This is a genomic window from Nocardia tengchongensis (assembly GCF_054781395.1).
Genome location: NZ_BAAGUM010000006.1, coordinates 1598689 through 1614606, shown reverse-complemented (window position 1 = coordinate 1614606; position 15918 = coordinate 1598689). Strand labels below are relative to the sequence as shown.

The 15918-nt window shown below is 69.8% G+C and carries 19 protein-coding genes; 12 read left to right on the top strand and 7 right to left on the bottom strand.

Going from position 1 to position 15918, the window contains the following annotated elements:
• Positions 1–102 precede the first annotated feature (102 nt).
• Both ACYVKL_RS18400 and ACYVKL_RS18395 read left to right on the top strand, forming a co-directional pair.
• Positions 103–891, top strand: a complete 789-nt coding sequence (locus ACYVKL_RS18400) for a phytanoyl-CoA dioxygenase family protein (protein WP_379164885.1) — start codon at positions 103–105, stop codon at positions 889–891.
• Positions 892–947: 56 nt separating this feature from the next.
• A complete protein-coding gene (locus tag ACYVKL_RS18395) occupies positions 948–1460 on the top strand; it encodes a hypothetical protein (RefSeq protein WP_379164883.1) in 513 nt (170 codons plus the stop codon).
• Here the strand turns inward: ACYVKL_RS18395 and ACYVKL_RS18390 are convergent, their stop codons facing one another.
• Complete coding sequence (locus ACYVKL_RS18390; RefSeq protein ID WP_213559037.1) at positions 1461–2123, bottom strand: response regulator transcription factor; 663 nt, start codon at positions 2121–2123, stop codon at positions 1461–1463.
• Between the two features lie 22 nt (positions 2124–2145).
• On the bottom strand, positions 2146–3372 hold the full coding sequence (locus ACYVKL_RS18385) for a sensor histidine kinase (protein ID WP_379164880.1): 1227 nt from the start codon (positions 3370–3372) through the stop codon (positions 2146–2148).
• Between the two features lie 148 nt (positions 3373–3520).
• Between ACYVKL_RS18385 and ACYVKL_RS18380 the strand changes: the two genes are divergently transcribed.
• The gene (locus ACYVKL_RS18380) at positions 3521–4417 is read left to right on the top strand and encodes an ABC transporter ATP-binding protein (RefSeq protein ID WP_379164878.1); all 897 of its coding nucleotides are present in this window, start codon (positions 3521–3523) and stop codon (positions 4415–4417) included.
• A complete protein-coding gene (locus tag ACYVKL_RS18375; protein ID WP_379164876.1) occupies positions 4414–5289 on the top strand; it encodes an ABC transporter permease in 876 nt (291 codons plus the stop codon). Before ACYVKL_RS18380 ends, ACYVKL_RS18375 begins: the two co-directional genes overlap by 4 nt.
• Positions 5290–5350: 61 nt before the next feature.
• Here ACYVKL_RS18375 and ACYVKL_RS18370 read toward each other — a convergent pair whose 3' ends face one another.
• On the bottom strand, positions 5351–5956 hold the full coding sequence (locus ACYVKL_RS18370; protein WP_379164874.1) for a TetR/AcrR family transcriptional regulator: 606 nt from the start codon (positions 5954–5956) through the stop codon (positions 5351–5353).
• A 105-nt stretch (positions 5957–6061) separates the two neighbouring features.
• Here ACYVKL_RS18370 and ACYVKL_RS18365 point away from each other — a divergent pair, with 105 nt between their 5' ends.
• The 5 genes from ACYVKL_RS18365 (at position 6062) to ACYVKL_RS18345 (ending at position 9416) form a co-directional block, all read left to right on the top strand.
• Positions 6062–6709, top strand: coding sequence for an FMN-dependent NADH-azoreductase (locus tag ACYVKL_RS18365; RefSeq protein WP_379164872.1), 648 nt, complete (start codon positions 6062–6064; stop codon positions 6707–6709).
• Position 6710: 1 nt separating this feature from the next.
• Positions 6711–7031 (top strand): DMT family transporter, encoded by a 321-nt coding sequence (locus tag ACYVKL_RS18360; protein WP_379164870.1) that lies wholly within the window; start codon positions 6711–6713, stop codon positions 7029–7031.
• Positions 7032–7061: 30 nt separating this feature from the next.
• Positions 7062–7502 carry an SRPBCC family protein gene (locus tag ACYVKL_RS18355; RefSeq protein ID WP_379164868.1) on the top strand — a complete coding sequence of 147 codons (441 nt, stop codon included), beginning with the start codon at positions 7062–7064 and terminating at the stop codon, positions 7500–7502.
• 71 nt (positions 7503–7573) lie between these two features.
• Complete coding sequence (locus tag ACYVKL_RS18350; RefSeq protein ID WP_379164867.1) at positions 7574–8017, top strand: OsmC family peroxiredoxin; 444 nt, start codon at positions 7574–7576, stop codon at positions 8015–8017.
• A gap of 151 nt (positions 8018–8168) precedes the next feature.
• Complete coding sequence (locus ACYVKL_RS18345) at positions 8169–9416, top strand: DUF418 domain-containing protein (RefSeq protein ID WP_379164865.1); 1248 nt, start codon at positions 8169–8171, stop codon at positions 9414–9416.
• 18 nt (positions 9417–9434) lie between these two features.
• Here ACYVKL_RS18345 and ACYVKL_RS18340 read toward each other — a convergent pair whose 3' ends face one another.
• Complete coding sequence (locus ACYVKL_RS18340; protein ID WP_213559045.1) at positions 9435–9746, bottom strand: antibiotic biosynthesis monooxygenase family protein; 312 nt, start codon at positions 9744–9746, stop codon at positions 9435–9437.
• 97 nt (positions 9747–9843) lie between these two features.
• Between ACYVKL_RS18340 and ACYVKL_RS18335 the strand changes: the two genes are divergently transcribed.
• From ACYVKL_RS18335 to ACYVKL_RS18325, 3 genes are all read left to right on the top strand, one after another.
• Entirely contained in the window at positions 9844–10608 is a 765-nt protein-coding gene (locus tag ACYVKL_RS18335; RefSeq protein WP_379164862.1) for an alpha/beta fold hydrolase, read from the top strand.
• Between the two features lie 77 nt (positions 10609–10685).
• Positions 10686–11864 carry an acyl-CoA dehydrogenase family protein gene (locus tag ACYVKL_RS18330; protein WP_379164861.1) on the top strand — a complete coding sequence of 393 codons (1179 nt, stop codon included), beginning with the start codon at positions 10686–10688 and terminating at the stop codon, positions 11862–11864.
• Between the two features lie 39 nt (positions 11865–11903).
• Positions 11904–12716, top strand: a complete 813-nt coding sequence (locus tag ACYVKL_RS18325; protein ID WP_379164859.1) for an enoyl-CoA hydratase/isomerase family protein — start codon at positions 11904–11906, stop codon at positions 12714–12716.
• A gap of 46 nt (positions 12717–12762) precedes the next feature.
• Here the strand turns inward: ACYVKL_RS18325 and ACYVKL_RS18320 are convergent, their stop codons facing one another.
• The 3 genes from ACYVKL_RS18320 to cysS all read right to left on the bottom strand — a co-directional run bounded on the left by ACYVKL_RS18320 (position 12763) and on the right by cysS (position 15905).
• A complete protein-coding gene (locus tag ACYVKL_RS18320; protein WP_213559048.1) occupies positions 12763–13041 on the bottom strand; it encodes a DUF4190 domain-containing protein in 279 nt (92 codons plus the stop codon).
• A gap of 153 nt (positions 13042–13194) precedes the next feature.
• Entirely contained in the window at positions 13195–14178 is a 984-nt protein-coding gene (gene rlmB / locus ACYVKL_RS18315; protein WP_379164856.1) for a 23S rRNA (guanosine(2251)-2'-O)-methyltransferase RlmB, read from the bottom strand.
• A 326-nt stretch (positions 14179–14504) separates the two neighbouring features.
• A complete protein-coding gene (cysS, locus tag ACYVKL_RS18310; RefSeq protein ID WP_379164854.1) occupies positions 14505–15905 on the bottom strand; it encodes a cysteine--tRNA ligase in 1401 nt (466 codons plus the stop codon).
• Positions 15906–15918 lie beyond the last annotated feature (13 nt).

Here is a 15918-nt window from a genome sequence, read left to right as displayed (position 1 = left end):
CAACGGAAGCCCCGTCCTCCTTCGGGAGGGCGGGGCTTCCGCCTTGTCCGGGGCCGAAATTCGGTGGCGGTGCGATCCCGCTATGGCGGATGCTCGGATGCGATGCTCACCGACGCACAGATAGCCGCTTTCATCGCCGACGGTTTCGTGAAGATCGACGGCGCCTTCCCGGCCGAGACCGCCGCCGCGGGCCGGTCGATCCTCTGGGCCGAAACCGGATGTGACCCCGATGATCCCGCGACCTGGACTCAGCCGGTCATTCGGCTCTGGGACCACGCCGAGGAGCCGTTCGCCGCGGCGGTCACCGCCGCGCCCCTGCTCGAGGCGTTCGACCAGTTGGCCGGCCCCGGCCGCTGGATCCCGCGCCGCAGCCTGGGCAGTTGGCCGATTCGCTTTCCCAGCCCGGAGCCGCCGGGCGATGCCGGCTGGCATGTGGATGTCAGCTTTCCCGGCGACGCCGCGCCCGACGACTATCTGAGCTGGCGGTTGAACGTCTTCTCCCGGGGGCGCAGCCTGCTCATGCTGTTCCTGTTCTCCGACATCGGCGTCGACGACGCCCCCACCCGTATCCGCGTGGGTTCGCACCTGCGCCTGGCCCGGGAGCTGGAACCGTTCGGCGAGGCGGGTACCACGATGTTCGATCTGGCCGATTTCTACACCGCCACAGGCGATCTCCCCGAGGCGCTCGCCACCGGCGCGGCGGGCGATGTCTACCTCTGCCATCCGTTCCTGATCCACGCCGCCCAGCCCAATCGCACCGGCCGTCCGAGGTTCCTGGCGCAGCCCCCGCTGCTGTCCCGCGAACCCTGTGTCCTGGACCGGCTGGACGGCGCGTATTCGCCGGTGGAACAGGCGATTCGACGGGGCCTGGGCCTGGGTCCGGCGCATTGACCACGACCGAATCGGCGACCGATTCAAGAGGTTCGGGTGATTGCTACCCTGCCCGGATGTTCGCGGTTCGTTCCTGTCTTCCGGCGTTGACCGGGCTCGCACTCCTGGCCTCGACGGCGGCCTGCTCGGGGACGGAGTCGGCGGCGCCGGCGACGTCCGCGGCGCCGGCCGGGACGACGACGGCCACGCCGACGCCGTCGGTTCCGGCCACCTCCGGCGCCCTGCCGCCCGCCGCGGACGCGCAGGGCTGGCGGGATTCGTCCGCCCGTTGCGGTGCGGATGAACGCCTGGTCCTGCTGATCGGGTCCCGGCTCGAGACGATGCAGCGGTTGGCGGTGTGCGAGGAGCCGGGCGGTCCGCGGGTGTTGCGCGCCGATGTGCCGCAGTTGCGGGCGCAGCCGTTCGAGGCCAGGTTCTTCACGTTCACCGCCAACAGTCAGCAGTTCCTGGCCGCGGACGGCATGAAGCTGGATCTGTCGCGTCAGATGGTGACCGTCGCCGATGATCCGCAGGTGAAACGCGGTGTGGTGCAGAGCTTCACGGTGGGGGAGTACTGGAGCAGCTTCTGATCACTGCCAGCCGGGTCGGACCAGCCCGGACTCGTAGGCCAGGACGACGAGCTGGGTGCGGTCGCGGGCGCCGAGTTTGATCAGGATCCGGCTGACGTGGGTGCGGGCGGTGGCGGGGCTGAGGTAGAGGCGTTCGGCGATCTCGGCGTTGGTGAGGCCCTCGGCGACGAGGGTCATGACTTCGCGTTCGCGGTCGGTGAGTTCGGAGAATTGGGCGGTGGGGGCGGGTTTCGCGTGGGTGGCGAATTCGGCGACCAGGCGGCGGGTGACGCTGGGGGAGAGCAGGGCGTCGCCGCCGGCGACCACCCGGACCGCTTTCACCAGGTCGGCGGGCTCGGTGTGTTTGACCAGGAAGCCGGTGGCGCCCGAGCGCATCGCCTCGAAGACGTATTCGTCGAGTTCGAAGGTGGTCAGTACGACCACTTTCACGGCTTCCAGGTCGGGGTCGGCGGCGATGGCGCGGGTGGCGGCCAGGCCGTCCAGGACGGGCATCCGGATGTCCATGAGGACGACGTCGGGGTGGAGCGCGCGGGCCAGGTCGACGGCTTGCCCGCCGTGGTCGGCCTCGCCCACCACCTCGATGTCGTCCTGGGCGTCGAGCAGCGCGACGAAGCCCGCGCGGACCAGCGCCTGGTCGTCGGCGATCACTACCCGGATCGGCATCTGTCCTCCTCGAATTGCCAGGTTACGCAGCCGGTTCGGGCAGGGCCAGGTGGGTGGGCAGGCGCGCCTTGACCCGGAATCCGCCGTCGGCCTTGGGTTCGGCGGACAGCTGCCCGCCGAGCGCGTGGGCGCGTTCGGTCATGCCGGTGATGCCGTGGCCGCCGCTCGGTGACTGCGGCGCGGGCTGCCGGGTGGGCCGGGTGTTGTCGATGGTGAGTTGCAGTCGTTCGGCCGAATAGTGCACGGTGACCAGCACACTCGCGCCGGGTGCGTGCCGCACCACGTTGGTGAGCGATTCCTGCACGATGCGGGCGGCGGCCACGTCGACGACGGCGGGCAGTCGGCGCGGCCCGCCGGTGACCATGGCGTGCACCTCCAGTCCGGCGGCGCGGGCCGGGCCGGTGAGCTTGCCGAGGTCGGTGATGCCGATGGTGGGTGTGGTGGGTGCGGCCACGGTGGCGGTGCCGCCGCGGATGGATCGCAGCAGGGCGTTGACCTCGCCGAGCGCGTCCTTGCTGGCGGTCTTGATGGCGGCCAGCGCGGTGGCGGCCTGTTCGGGTTTGCGGTCGAACAGTTCCAGGGCGACGGAGGACTGCACGTTGATCAGCGAAAGGCTGTGTGCGAGTACGTCGTGCAGTTCGCGGGCGATGGCGAGGCGTTCCTCGGTGACCCGCTGTTCGCGTTCGGCGGTTTCGAGGGCGTGCTGGGCGCGGGCCCGTTCGCGTTCGGCTTGTTCCTCGCGTTCGGCGGCTTCGGCGCGTTGGCGCCGGGCGACGAGCGCGACGCGGCGTTGCCGCAGGCCTTCGGCGGCGGCCGCGAGCAGGAAAAGCCAAGCGAGTAAACCGAATTCCTGCCAGGCGCTGGTGTGGTAGCCGCGCCAGCCGGGGACCGGCCACACCATGAGCAGGTAGCCGAGGGCCACGAATGGGTAGGTGTACCAACGGGATCCGCGGACGGCGGCGGTCATGAAGGCGACGATGAGCGAGGCGAAGACCGGCCCGTAGCCATAACCGAACAGTAGGTATGCAACGGTGACGATCATCGTCCCGTAGAACACCGCCAACGGCTGCCACCGGCGGAGCAGCAGAAGCGCCGGACCCGCCGCGAGCAGCAGGTATCCGAGCGTGTCGAGCTCACGCACCACGGTCTGGTGATGGTTGGCCAGGGTACCCAGGCCCAGCTGTATCGCCCCCACCGCCAAAGCCGGGAGCGCATCGCGCCGACCCAGCGTTCCCCCGCGTGTGTCCATAGCTGCACCGTAGCGCCGTCGGCGGGCAGTGGCACGGTGTCGCACCGAAATACGTCCGGAAGCGATGCCGGAATACGTCCGGATACGTACGGCCGATCACGCGCCGGGACGGATTACTTTCCGCGCCCGGAATCGGATCGTGGAGGGCATGAACGAAGCGATCGCCGTCACCGACCGGTTGACCAAGCGCTACGGCTCCCACCTGGCGGTGGACGCCGTCGGCATGACCGTCCACCGCGGTGAGATCTACGGCTTCCTGGGCCCGAACGGCGCGGGCAAGACCACCACCCTGCGCATGCTGACCGGTCTCATTCGCCCGTCCTCGGGCAGCGCGACCGTGCTCGGCTGCGCGCCCGGCGATCCGGATGCGTTGCGCCGCATGGGGGTTCTCATCGAGGGCCCCGGTTTCTACCCCTACCTCTCGGGCCGTGACAACCTGCGCGTCCTGGCCCGCTATCGGGGTGTCGGCGACGACGCGGTCGCCGACGCCCTGGACCGGGTGGCCCTGTCCGCGCGCGGCGGGGACCGCTTCCGCACCTACTCCCTCGGCATGAAGCAGCGTCTCGGCGTCGCGGCCGCCCTGCTCGGCCGCCCGGATCTGCTGATCCTCGACGAACCCACCAACGGCCTGGACCCGGCCGGCATGGCCGACATGCGGGAACTCATCACCGGACTCGCCGCCGACGGGCACACCGTCGTGCTGTCCAGTCACCTGCTCAGCGAAGTGCAGGAGATCTGTGACCGGGTCGGCGTCATCTCCGGTGGACGGCTGCTCACCGAATCGACGGTGCGGGAACTGCGCGGCCAGGCCTCGCTGCTGGTCCGCGCCGAGCCGATGGCGGTGGCGCTCCCGGCCGTGCGCGCGGCGGTGGGGGAGCGGTCGGCGCTGCTGACCGCCGCCGGGATCCGGGTCGACGCCGGCGCCGCCCAGGCCCCCGTGGTGGCGCGCGCGGTCATCGAGTCGGGCGCGGACCTGCTCGAGCTGCGCAGTGATGAAAAGACCTTGGAAGAAGTGTTTTTCGAGATGACGGAGACGGCGAAATGACCGATCTGCAGACCCACGGCGCATTCGGAGATCTGGTGGCCAGCACGCGCGCCGAACTGCTGCGGCTGCGCAAGTGGCCCGCCTTCTGGATCGTGCTGGGCACCTGGATCCTGTTGAACCTCACCTTCGCGTACCTGTTCAACTACCTCGCCTACACGACCGGCAGCAGCACACGCATGTCCAACGGCCTGCCCCGCGAGGCGCTGCTGCAGCAGATGCTGCCCGCGGCGGTGCCGGAGGTGTTCACACAGGGCATGGCGCTGTTCGGGGGCGCGCTCATGCTGGTGCTGGGGGCGCTGGCGACGGGCAGCGGTTACGGCTGGGGCAGCTGGAAAACCGCACTCGCGCAGGGGCCTTCGCGGGTGAGCGTGATCGGCGCGGTGGTGCTGAGCCTGGCCGTGACGGTGGTCGCGCTGGTGCTGGTCGCGTTCGTGGTCGACACCGGCGTGGCGGCGCTCATCGCGGGGACCCAGGGGCAATCGTTGGCGCTGCCGTCGCTGGGACGGATGCTGCTCGGAATCGGTTCGGGCGCCGCAATTCTGGGTATGTGGACGCTGGCGGGCGCGCTGATCGGGACGGCGGCTCGCGGGCCCGCGCTGGCGGTCGGCCTGGGCCTGGTGTGGGTATTGGTGGTGGAGAACCTGCTGCGCGGGGTCGGTGCGATCTTCTCACCTGTCAAGGCGATCACCGATCACCTGCCCGGCACGGCGGCCGGTTCCCTGGCGGGTTCGATGCGCACGGTGAGCGGCCCGGCCACGCCCGGTGTTCTGAATGTGCTCTCGCGCGGGGAATCCCTGCTGTTCCTGGCGGGTTACGTGATCCTGTTCGTGGCCGGGACGGTGTGGCTGATCCGCCGCCGCGACATGGTCTGAGGCGCAACCGAACACGTCGATCCGGCCGCTCATCCTTCCGATGGGCGGTCGTGTCGCCGTGTCAGGGCCGGGCCGGATCCAGCACGCGGTGTGCGAGTTTCGCCAGCCCGGCGGCGATCTGGTCGGAGTCGAGCCCGCGGTTCCGCTGCTGCCGGAACACCTCGGCGGCGAGCGGGGCGAGCAGGGTGTCGACGAGTGAATCCGGTTCGGCCACACCGGCTTCGGTCAGCAGCATGCGGACGTGGACGGCCCAGAACTGATAGGCGCCGGTCTGGAATCGCGCGCCCCCGGTCTCCGCGCCGAGCACCAGATGGGCGTGGGTGTCGAGCAATTCGATCATGGCGGCGTAGAACGCGGCGAGCCGTTCGGCGGGTGGCGCGCCCGGCCCGAGTGGCGGTTCCCCGCGCAGCAGCTGTTCCTGAATCGCGCGCTCGTGTTCGTCCAGCAGGGCCACCGCGATCGAGCCGACATCCGGGTAGCGCCGGTACAGCGTGCCGCGTCCGACCCCGGCCGCCTTGGCGATGTCGTCCATGGTGACGGTGCGCGGATCGTGGTCGGCGAACAGCCGGGCGGCGGCGGCCAGCACCTTGGCTCGGTTGCGGGCCGCGTCGGCGCGTTCGGCGGGCGCGGGCGGGTCGTTGAGCAACGGTAGGCCGCGGGTGTTCATGCAGCTCACTGTAGCCGTCGAGAAATAAGTGGACAACATGTCCGGTTAGTGGTTACCGTCGTGGAAGTAACCGGACATACCGTCCACTTGATCGGAGACCCGCACATGACCGCCCTGCTGCACCTCGACGCCAGCGCCCGCCGCACCTCCATCAGCCGTCTGCTGGGCGCGGAATTCGCCGCCGCCTGGCGCGCCGAACACCCCGACGGCCACTACGTCCACCGGGACCTGGCCGCCGACCCGATCCCCTTCATCGAGGAGGGCTGGACCGAACTGTGCGACCGCGTCCTGGCCCACGGCAGCACCGATCTCGACCGGCTGGCCGACCTGGTGAATTCACCCACGCAGCAGGCGGCCTGGGAGATCGTCGAACCGCTGCTGGCGGAGGTCCGCGCCGCCGACGTGGTGCTGATCGGCACCCCGATGTACAACTACTCGATCCCGGCGAGCCTCAAGGCCTGGCTGGACCAGATCACCTTCCCGCGAATGTCGCTGGCCCCCACCCGTTTCGTGGTGGTGACCGCGCGCGGCGGCGCGTACTCCCCGGGCGCCCCGAAGGCGATCTACGACTACCAGGAGCGCTACCTGCGCGACTTCTTCGCCGGCCATTTCGCGGTCCAGGACCCGGCTTTCGTCAGTGCCGAGCTGGTGAACGCCCGGCACGACCCGGCCTTGGCGCACCTGCGCGACAAGCACGACGCCTCGTACGCCGCTGCCCTCGACGCGGTGCGCGCGCTCGGTAAGGAGTACTGAAATGAACTGGCTGGTCCTGGGTTTGGCCGGCGTGGTGGAGATCGCGTGGTCGCAGTCCATCAAGCCGACCCAGAATTTCACCAAGCCGCTGCCCACCCTGGTGTGCTTCCTGCTCGCGGCGGTCGCGGTGTACCTGCTGTCGCATGCCATGCAGTCACTGCCGGTGGGCACCGCGTACGCGATCTTCACCGGCATCGGCGCGGTCGGCGCGATCGTGCTGGGCGTGGTGGTGCAGAAGGATCCGCTGAGCGTGGGCCGGGTGCTGGCACTGTCCATGATCATCGGCGGCATCGTGCTGGCTCGGGTCACCAATCCCGGGTGAGAGCGGGCGGGGGCGGTATCGTCGCGGCCCATGGACGTTGCGCCCCTGCGGCCACCCGACCTCGCCGCGCGACCGTTCTTCCTGGTCGCCGAACGCATCATGGCCGCCTCCCCGACCGAGCTCTACCGGATGGCCACCAGACAGTTCGGCACCTGGTTCGCGGACCCGGGCTCGGTGCGCATGCGGCCCGCGGTGAACGAACCGTTCTACTTCACCGCGGGCGGCGGCCACCCCCACTACGGGCGTTTCCTGAGCCTGGTCCCCGACCGCCTGGTGGAACTCACCTGGGTCACCGGCGGCACCGACGGCGCGGAAACCGTGCTCACGGTGGAACTCTCGGCACACGGCGCGGGCACCGCCCTGCGGCTCACCCACGCCGGCTTCCCCGACGAGCACGCCCGCGACCGCCACGAGAAGTCCTGGCCGAGCATCCTGGAACGCTGGGACCACAGCGCCGCGGTCGCCGTCTGATTCGTTGTCGGTGGGCCTGCGTTCGGTCCGGGGTAGGTTCGAGACGTCTTCCCTCCAACGAAAGGACAGTGATGCCTACACGTAGCGCGCGCACCTCGTGGTCCGGTGGTCTGCAGGACGGTTCCGGCCAGGTCGAGCTGGTCAGCTCGGGCGTCGGCAAGTACGACGTCTCGTTCCCCAAGCGCGCCGCCGACGCGGCCGACGGCACCACCAGCCCCGAAGAACTGATCGCGGCCGCGCACTCCTCCTGCTACGCCATGGCCCTGTCGGGTGAGATCGGCAAGGCGGGCGGCACCGTGCAGAGCCTCGACATCACCGCCGACGTGACCCTGGGCCCGGATCCGGCCGGCGGCTTCCGCATTTCCAAGATCAAGCTGACCCTGGTCGGCAAGGCGTCGGGCATCGACGAGGCCGGCTTCCTGGCCGCCGCCGAGGGCGCCAAGGCGGGCTGCCCGGTGTCGAAGGCGCTGACCGGTGTCGACACCATCGAACTGGACGCCACCTTCGAGGCGTAGTGCGTGAAGTCCCGGCTGACACTTTTGTCGGCCGGGACTAAATCTTTCGGTCAGACCTGGCCCGGAATCGGGCAACGAGCTCGAAATCGGCGCTGCCACACCGCTAGCCTCGCTGTCACTGACGGTCGAGATCTGGAGGTGAGCAGTGGTCATGGGGTCACCGGTCGCGGTTGATGCGGCGCGGGAATCGAATGTCGCGGACTCGCTCCCGCGCGTGCTCGCGCTGGACGCGGCCCGCGGAATCGCGGTGCTCGGCATGTTCGCGGTCCACGTCGGACCGTCGCGGAAAAGCCCCGGCGCGGCCTGGCTGACGGTCTTCGAGGGCCGTTCGGCGGCCCTGTTCGCGGTGCTGGCGGGCGTCTCGCTGGCCCTGCTGTCCGGTGGGGCGCAACCCGCCACCGGTCTCGCCGCCCGCCGCGCGCTGGTGCGTATCGCGGCCCGCGCGGTACTGGTCGCCCTGCTGGGTCTGGCCCTGACGCAATTGCATTCCGGGATCGGAATCGCGCTGATCCTGACCTATTACGGCCTGTTCTTCCTGCTGGCCCTGCCCGCCCTGTGGCTGAGTGCGCGCGGGCTCGCGCTGCTGGCGGTGATCTGGGCGATCGCGGGACCGATCGAGTCGTTCTCGCTGCGAAGTCAGCTGGAGCAGAACGCTTTCGGTGGCGAACCGGATTTCGGCATGTTCACCTCCTGGGCCGGCGCGAAGCAGGCGTTCCAGATGCTCGTGCTCACCGGCACCTACCCGGCTCTGACCTGGATGCCGTTCATCTTCGCCGGTATGGCGCTGGGCCGCTGCGGAATTCGCTCGCTGCGCCCGCTGCCGGTGATCGGGGTCGGTGCGGCTCTCGCCCTGGTCGGCTACGGCGGTTCGTGGCTGGTGCAGCATCCGTTCGGCGGTCGCGCGCACCTGGTGGAACTGCTCGCCGGGAGTCTGTCGGAGGCGGGTCTCACCGATTTCGAACCGGGGCAGCTCATCGACGCGCCCGGATACGGCGTGGTGTCCACGGCGAGCCCGTGGTGGCTGACTGTCGCGACCCCGCACAGCGGCACCCCGTTCGAGGTGTTCGGCGCGACCGGCGTCGCCTTCCTGGTGATCGGCGTACTGATCGCGCTGGTCCCGCGCACCGGAATCGCGTTGCGGCCCTTGATCGCCGCGGGTTCCTGCGCCCTGAGCCTCTACGTCCTGCAGGTCGTCGCGGTCACCGTGCTGGTGCCGGTCCCGGATCGGGAGGCGACGGCACTGCCCGGCGGCGTGCACGGGCCGGGCTGGGAACTGCTGGCGCTGCTGGCGATCGGTGCGCTGGTGGCGGCCACCCTGTGGCGCCTCCGGTTCCGCCGTGGTCCGGCGGAATGGCTGCTCCACAGGGTCACCCGGGGTCTCGCCGACCGCGTGCGGTGACGGCTGGAACGCCTGTGATCAGGCGTTCTTGCCCGCCACGTCCAGCACGACCTCGAATTCCAGCAGGGACGCGCCGGTCGAGACCGGCTTGCGGGCCTCGCCCGCGTGCGCCTCACGCGCCGGGCCATCCCGCCACGCGGTGAAGGAGTCTTCCGAATCCCACTGCGTGACAACGAAGTACCGGTTGTCGCCGGCGACGGGGCGGAGCAGCTGGAAGCCCAGGAAGCCGGGCGAGTTCTCCACCGCGTGCGCGCGCTGCGCGAAACGCTTCTCCAGTTCGGGGCCCGCGCCCTCGGGGACCTCGATTGCGTTGATCTTGACGACTGCCATGGGCCCGAGGCTACGCCTCACCGCCACCGGCTCGGGGCGACGCCCCGCCGGGCGGGGGCGGCAGCGGCCCGCGCGCCGCGCGCCCTACATTGGTGGCGTGTTGGAAGACGAGGCGAGCCCGCTGCACGACGAGGGCGGGACGGGAGTCCCAATCCTGTTGCTGCACGGGCTGATGGGCAGTGCGTACACCTGGAACCGGCAACTCGACTGGCTGCGGCCGTTCGGGCACGTGTACACCTTCGACGCGGCGGGCCACGGCCGGACCGCGCCGCCGCGGCTCACCACCGAGGCCTTCGTGGCCGATCTCGCGGCGGCCACCTCGGCCATCACCGAGCCGATGGTGGTGATCGGGCATTCCATGGGCGGACTGCACGGCTGGATGTTCACCGCGGCGCACCCGGACCGGGTCCGGGGATTGGTGGTGGAGGACATGGCCCCCGACTTCCAGGGCCGCACCGCGGCCGACTGGGCGGCCATGGTCGAGGCGTGGCCGGTCCCGTTCGAGACCGAAGCGGCCGTGCTGGAGTTCTTCGGACCGGTCGCGGGCCGCTACTTCCTGGACTCGTTCCGCCGCGAACCCGACGGCTACCACCTGCACGGCGAGGTGCCGACCTTCCGGGACATCTCCGAGGAGTGGGGTACCCGCGACTTCTGGGCGCAGTGGAAATCGATCACCGTGCCGTCGCTGCTGATCGAGGGCGAGTACACCATCACCCCGCCGGGGCAGATGCGGGAGATGGCCGCGCTGCATCCGGACGCCCGGCATGTGGTCATCGCAGACGCGGGGCACCTGGTGCACGACGATCAACCGGCCGCCTACCGGGCCGAAGTCGAGGATTTCCTGCGTCGCGTCCTCGTTTGAGGGCGGGTGCCTTCAGTCGGGTGGGGGAGTCGTCGTATGCTCGGCTCGACCGCGACTCCTGACGGATGGTGACCACGATGATCGACTTCTCGATTCCCGCCGACCTCGCTGCCGAACGCGACCGCGTTCGCCAGTTCGTCATCGACAAGATCGTGCCCTTCGAACGCGACCCGCGCCTGACCGCGCACGGCCCCAACGACGACCTGCGCCAGGAAATGGTGGAGCTGGCGCGCGCCGAGAAGCTGCTCACCATCCAGGCCCCCGTCGAGTTGGGCGGGCGCGGCCTCACCCACGTCGAGCAGGCCGTGCTGTACGAGGCCGCGGGTTGGTCCACCCTCGGCCCGGTCGCCCTGAACTGCGCCGCCCCCGACGAGGGCAATATGTTCCTGCTCTCCAAGATCGCGAATCCGGAACAGACGCAACGCTTCCTGCAGCCGGTGATCGACGGCCACCAGCGTTCGGTGTTCGCCATGACCGAGCCGGGCGGCGCCGGCTCCGACCCCAACCAGCTGACCACCGAAGCCGTCTTCGACGGCGAGAACTTCACCATCAACGGCCGCAAATGGCTGATCACCGGTGCGGACGGCGCCAAGACCTGGATCATCATGGCGCGCTTGGCCGCCAACCCGCACCTGCCCGAGGGCCCCACCCTGTTCCTCTGTGAGGGCGACACCGACGGCATCGTCATCGAGCGCGTCATGAACACCATGGACCGCAACTATGTCGGCGGCCACGCGGTGGTGAACTTCGAAAACCTGGTGCTGCCCAGGGAATCCGTGCTCGGCGAGACCGGCCAGGCGCTGCGCTACGCCCAGCTGCGGCTGGCGCCCGCCCGCCTCACCCACTGCATGCGCTGGCTGGGCGCGGCCGAGCGGGCGCAGGCCATCGCCGTCGACTACGCCAAGACCCGCACCGCCTTCGGCAAGCCGATCGGCGAGCACCAGGGCGTGTCGTTCATGCTGGCGGACAACGAGATCGCGCTGCACCAGTGCCGGCTCACCATCTGGCACGCCTGCTGGCTGATGGATCAGGGCCACAAGGCCCGCCACGAATCCTCCGTCGCCAAGTCCTACGTCTCCGAGGAACTGTTCAAGGTCACCGATCGCTGCGTCCAGGTCCTCGGCGGCATCGGCATCTCCGACGAGACCGTGGTCGAGATGATCTTCCGCGACATGCGCGCCTTCCGCCTCTACGACGGCCCCACCGAGGTCCACAAGTACGCCATCGGCCGCCAGATCCTGCGCGGCGGACGGTGAAGCCGACCGCAGCGCAGCGCAGGGCCTAATATTCAGCCCATGAGTTCGGAATTGCTTGTGGACGTCTCCGGGGGCGTTGCGGTACTGACGCTCAACCGGCCGGCCCAGCAGAACGCACTGACTCCGGCCATGGCGTCGGAGATCGGTGCGTCCTTGCGCCGCTGCGACAATGACGACGCCATCGGGGCGGTCGTCATCACCGGCACCCCGCCCGCGTTCTGCGCGGGCGCGGATCTGTCGCTCAAGGTCGGCGAGGTCAACGGCCTCATCGACCCGGCGCCGTTCCGCATCCGAAAGCCGGTCATCGCCGCCGTGAACGGGCATGCCGTCGGCATCGGCCTGGAGATCGCGCTGCAGTGCGACCTGCGCTATGTCGCCCGTGACGCGGTGTATGCGCTCAATCAGGTCCGCCGCGGCGCGCTGGCCGACGGTTTCGCGCACTGGACGCTGCCCCGCCTGATCGGCAGCGCCCGCGCCGCCGACCTGCTGCTCACCGGCCGCACCTTCGACGGCGACGAGGCGTACTCGCTCGGCATCGCCAATTCCTGCCTGCACGCCGCCGAGGTGCTGCCCACCGCGCTCGAGGTGGCGCACGACATCGCCCACGGCTCGGCCCCGCTCCCGGTGGCCCTGTCCAAGCGTCTGCTCTGGGAAGCCCCGACCATGGACCCGGACACCGTGGGCCGCTTGGAAACCGAGCTCAACGACTACGTCTCCAAGAGCGCCGACGGCGGCGAAGGTGTGGCGGCCCTGAAGGATCGTCGCCCGCCCAAGTGGTCGGGCAGCGTCAGCGGCGAATGGCCCGCCTGGGATGGCATTACCGGCGGCAAAGAGCGACCCGGTCTGGACTGACGCAGGCTTCTTTCGCGGGGGTTCGGGGCGGACCCCTGAGAGCTGCCTACGCCCGTCCGCTGAGGGCCATCATCAGGAAGATGCCGCCGAAGACCACCATCAGGCAGGTTCCGATGACGCCGAGGACGTAGCCGACCACGACCTGTACCCGGCCGCCGAAGCGGCCCTCGCCCGCCTCGATGTCGTTGAGCGCGCGGCGGCCGAGGGCCCACGCGATCGGTCCCAGCGCGCCGCAGCAGAACACGCTGAGCGCGCCCAGTAGCAGGACGGCGGTAGCGTGCTCGTGCTCGACGGGGGACCCGAGGGGCGGCTGATCGAAGACCACCGCCCGAGTTTACGGCGGATGCCACCGCGCGGCAGGGGGACGCGCGGTGTTCGCTTGGGCCACTTGGTCATCGAGGCCGAACCGGACCCCGATTCGTGATGGTCGAGCGACCGATTCGGAAGCGGCCCCGCTCGATTCGAGGTACGGCTCGATTCAGAGGCGCCGCTGCCGCGCGACGTCGGCCAGCACCACGCCCGCCGCCACCGACGCGTTGAGCGACTCCACCGGACCCGCCATCGGGATGCTCAGAATCGAGTCGCAGGTCTCGCGCACCAGTCGCGACAGTCCCTTGCCCTCGGAGCCGACCACGATGACCGTCGGTGCGCTGCCGTCGAATTCGTCGAGAGTGGTGTCGCCGCCCGCGTCGAGCCCGACGATCTGGTAACCCTTGTTCGCCCAATCCTTCAGCGTGCGAGTCAGATTCGTGGCCCGCGCGACCGGAAGCCGCGCCGCCGCACCGGCACTGGTGCGCCACGCCACCGCGGTGACGCTGGCGCTGCGCCGCTGCGGGATCAGCACGCCCTGCCCGCCGAAGGCCGCCACCGAACGGATGACCGCGCCCAGGTTGCGGGGATCGGTGATGTTGTCCAGGGCCACCAGCAGCGCCGGCTCGCCCGAGTTGTGCACCCGGTCGACCAGGTCGTCGGGGTGCGCGTACTTGTAGGGCGGCACCTGCAGCGCCATGCCCTGGTGCATGCCGTTGTGGCTCATCTTGTCCAGGTCGGTGCGCGGCACCTCCAGGATCGAGATCCCGATCTCGGCGGCCGTCTTCACCGCCTCGGAGAGCCGGTCGTCGTTCTCGGTGCCGTTGGCCACGTACAGGGCGGTGGCGGGCACACCCGCGCGCAGGCACTCCACCACCGGGTTGCGGCCGAGCACGAGCTCGGGGCCCTCGTTGTCCTTGCGGCCGGCGATGGGCCGGCCGGCGTTGCGCGAGCGGACGGTGGCGGCCGACGCCTCGGCCTTGGCCTTCGCCTTGGCCCGCTTGGCGGCGGCGTGATAGACGCGGTCCTCGGCCTTGGGGGTCGCGCCCTTGCCTTCGAGTCCGCGGCGGCGCTGGCCGCCGGAACCGACGGTCTGCCCCTTCTTGCTGCCGGTCTTTCGCGTCGCCCCGCGTCGCTGGGAATTGCCTGCCATCACTTCGCCTTCCGTATCACGCGGGTAACCCGCATCGAGCCGGGCGCGGGACGAACCCGCTCACGGTCGATCATGCGGGAAACCTGCCTCCGGTCGGCGCAGCGTGGGGCTGCGCCCATGTCAAACTTCGCGCTGCGCGTACGCAGCGCCTCCGGATCGGCCACCAGCCGCGCGGCAATTCTGGTCGCGGGGCGTGGGCATAGCCGGAGGGACGCTAAGAATTGTGCCCTACGCTGGACCGCCACCCCGAATTCGGTGCGCTCCGCCACACCGCGTGGGCCATCCCACGCGGTCACCGGGCGAGTTCGTTCCGCCGGGGCGGAGCGCTACTTCTTGTCCTTGGCCAAGGACCACTCGGCGCCCTGCGCCGTATCGGTGACCTCGACCCCGGCGGCCTGCAGCCGGTCGCGGACCGCGTCGGCGGTGGCCCAGTCCTTGTCGGCGCGCGCCTGCTGCCGCCGCTGCAATTCCGCGCCGATGAGCACGTCGAGGGCGGCGATGGCGGCGGAATTGTCGGTGGGCGCGGCCCAGTGCGCGTCGAGCGGATCCACGCCGAGAATGCCGAGCATGGCCCGGACCTGACCGGCGAGCATGCGCGCGCCCGTGCGGTCACCGGCGTCGAAGGCCTTGTTGCCCTCGTTGACCACGCTGTGAATCTCGGCCAGCGCCTTGGGCACTCCGAGGTCGTCGTTCAGCGCGTCGGCGAAGCCGGGGGTCCAGCTGCCGACCGGCACGTCGCCGGCCCGCTCCAGCACCCGCAGCACGAACGCCTCGATGCGCTGGTAGCTGGTCGCGGCCTCGGTGAGCGCCTGATCGGAATATTCGATCTGCGACCGGTAGCTCACGCTGCCCAGGTAGTAGCGCAATTCGACCGCGCGCACCCCGACCCGTTCCAGCACATTCGGAATGGACAGCACATTGCCCAGCGACTTGGACATCTTCTCGCCGCCCATGGTCACCCAGCCGTTGTGCAGCCAGTAGCGGGCGAATCCGTCTCCGGCGGCGCGGGATTGGGCGATCTCGTTTTCGTGGTGCGGGAAAACCAGATCCATTCCACCGCAGTGAATATCGAATTCCGCGCCGAGATAGAACTCGGCCATGGCGGAGCATTCCAAATGCCAGCCGGGACGGCCGGGACCCCACGGCGAGGGCCAGCTCGGCTCACCGGGTTTGGCCGCCTTCCACAGCGTGAAATCGCGCGGATCCTTCTTGCCCTGGCCGGCGCTCTCACCCTGGTGCACGTCATCGAGCTTGTGCCCGGACAGTTTTCCGTAATCCGGGAAGCTCAGCACATCGAAATAGACATTGCCCGCGGAGGCGTAGGCGTGGCCGCGCTCGATGAGTCGCTCCATCATCCCGACCATCTGGGTGATGTGCCCGGTGGCGCGCGGCTCCCCGGACGGCGGCAGCACGCCGAGCGTCTCGTAGGCGCGGTCGAAGGCGCGCTCGTGCGTGGCGGCCCACTCCCACCAGGGGCGGCCGTGTTCGGCGGCCTTGTTCAGAATCTTGTCGTCGATATCGGTGACATTGCGAATGAACGCGACGTCGAAACCGTTGGCGCCCAGCCACCGTCGCAGCACGTCGAAGGCGACGCCGCTGCGCACGTGGCCGATGTGGGGTTCGCCCTGAACGGTCGCGCCGCACAGGTACACCGAGGCTTTGCCAGGGACCAGCGGCGTGAAGTCACGCAGGGTCCGCGTCTCGGTGTCGAAAAGGCGCAGAGTCACGACAGAGCATCCT

Excerpts from the sequence above, each read along its gene's own strand:
- ACYVKL_RS18345 (WP_379164865.1), top strand. The coding sequence starts at position 8,169 with ATGGGGTCACCGGTCGCGGTTGATGCGGCGCGGGAATCGAATGTCGCG.
- ACYVKL_RS18400 (WP_379164885.1), top strand. The coding sequence starts at position 103 with ATGCTCACCGACGCACAGATAGCCGCTTTCATCGCCGACGGTTTCGTG.
- ACYVKL_RS18375 (WP_379164876.1), top strand. The coding sequence starts at position 4,414 with ATGACCGATCTGCAGACCCACGGCGCATTCGGAGATCTGGTGGCCAGC.
- ACYVKL_RS18370 (WP_379164874.1), bottom strand. The coding sequence starts at position 5,956 with ATGAACACCCGCGGCCTACCGTTGCTCAACGACCCGCCCGCGCCCGCC.
- ACYVKL_RS18355 (WP_379164868.1), top strand. The coding sequence starts at position 7,062 with ATGGACGTTGCGCCCCTGCGGCCACCCGACCTCGCCGCGCGACCGTTC.
- ACYVKL_RS18390 (WP_213559037.1), bottom strand. The coding sequence starts at position 2,123 with ATGCCGATCCGGGTAGTGATCGCCGACGACCAGGCGCTGGTCCGCGCG.
- rlmB (WP_379164856.1), bottom strand. The coding sequence starts at position 14,178 with ATGGCAGGCAATTCCCAGCGACGCGGGGCGACGCGAAAGACCGGCAGC.
- ACYVKL_RS18365 (WP_379164872.1), top strand. The coding sequence starts at position 6,062 with ATGACCGCCCTGCTGCACCTCGACGCCAGCGCCCGCCGCACCTCCATC.
- ACYVKL_RS18380 (WP_379164878.1), top strand. The coding sequence starts at position 3,521 with ATGAACGAAGCGATCGCCGTCACCGACCGGTTGACCAAGCGCTACGGC.
- ACYVKL_RS18360 (WP_379164870.1), top strand. The coding sequence starts at position 6,711 with ATGAACTGGCTGGTCCTGGGTTTGGCCGGCGTGGTGGAGATCGCGTGG.
- ACYVKL_RS18385 (WP_379164880.1), bottom strand. The coding sequence starts at position 3,372 with ATGGACACACGCGGGGGAACGCTGGGTCGGCGCGATGCGCTCCCGGCT.
- ACYVKL_RS18325 (WP_379164859.1), top strand. The coding sequence starts at position 11,904 with ATGAGTTCGGAATTGCTTGTGGACGTCTCCGGGGGCGTTGCGGTACTG.
- ACYVKL_RS18330 (WP_379164861.1), top strand. The coding sequence starts at position 10,686 with ATGATCGACTTCTCGATTCCCGCCGACCTCGCTGCCGAACGCGACCGC.
- ACYVKL_RS18340 (WP_213559045.1), bottom strand. The coding sequence starts at position 9,746 with ATGGCAGTCGTCAAGATCAACGCAATCGAGGTCCCCGAGGGCGCGGGC.
- ACYVKL_RS18350 (WP_379164867.1), top strand. The coding sequence starts at position 7,574 with ATGCCTACACGTAGCGCGCGCACCTCGTGGTCCGGTGGTCTGCAGGAC.
- ACYVKL_RS18395 (WP_379164883.1), top strand. The coding sequence starts at position 948 with ATGTTCGCGGTTCGTTCCTGTCTTCCGGCGTTGACCGGGCTCGCACTC.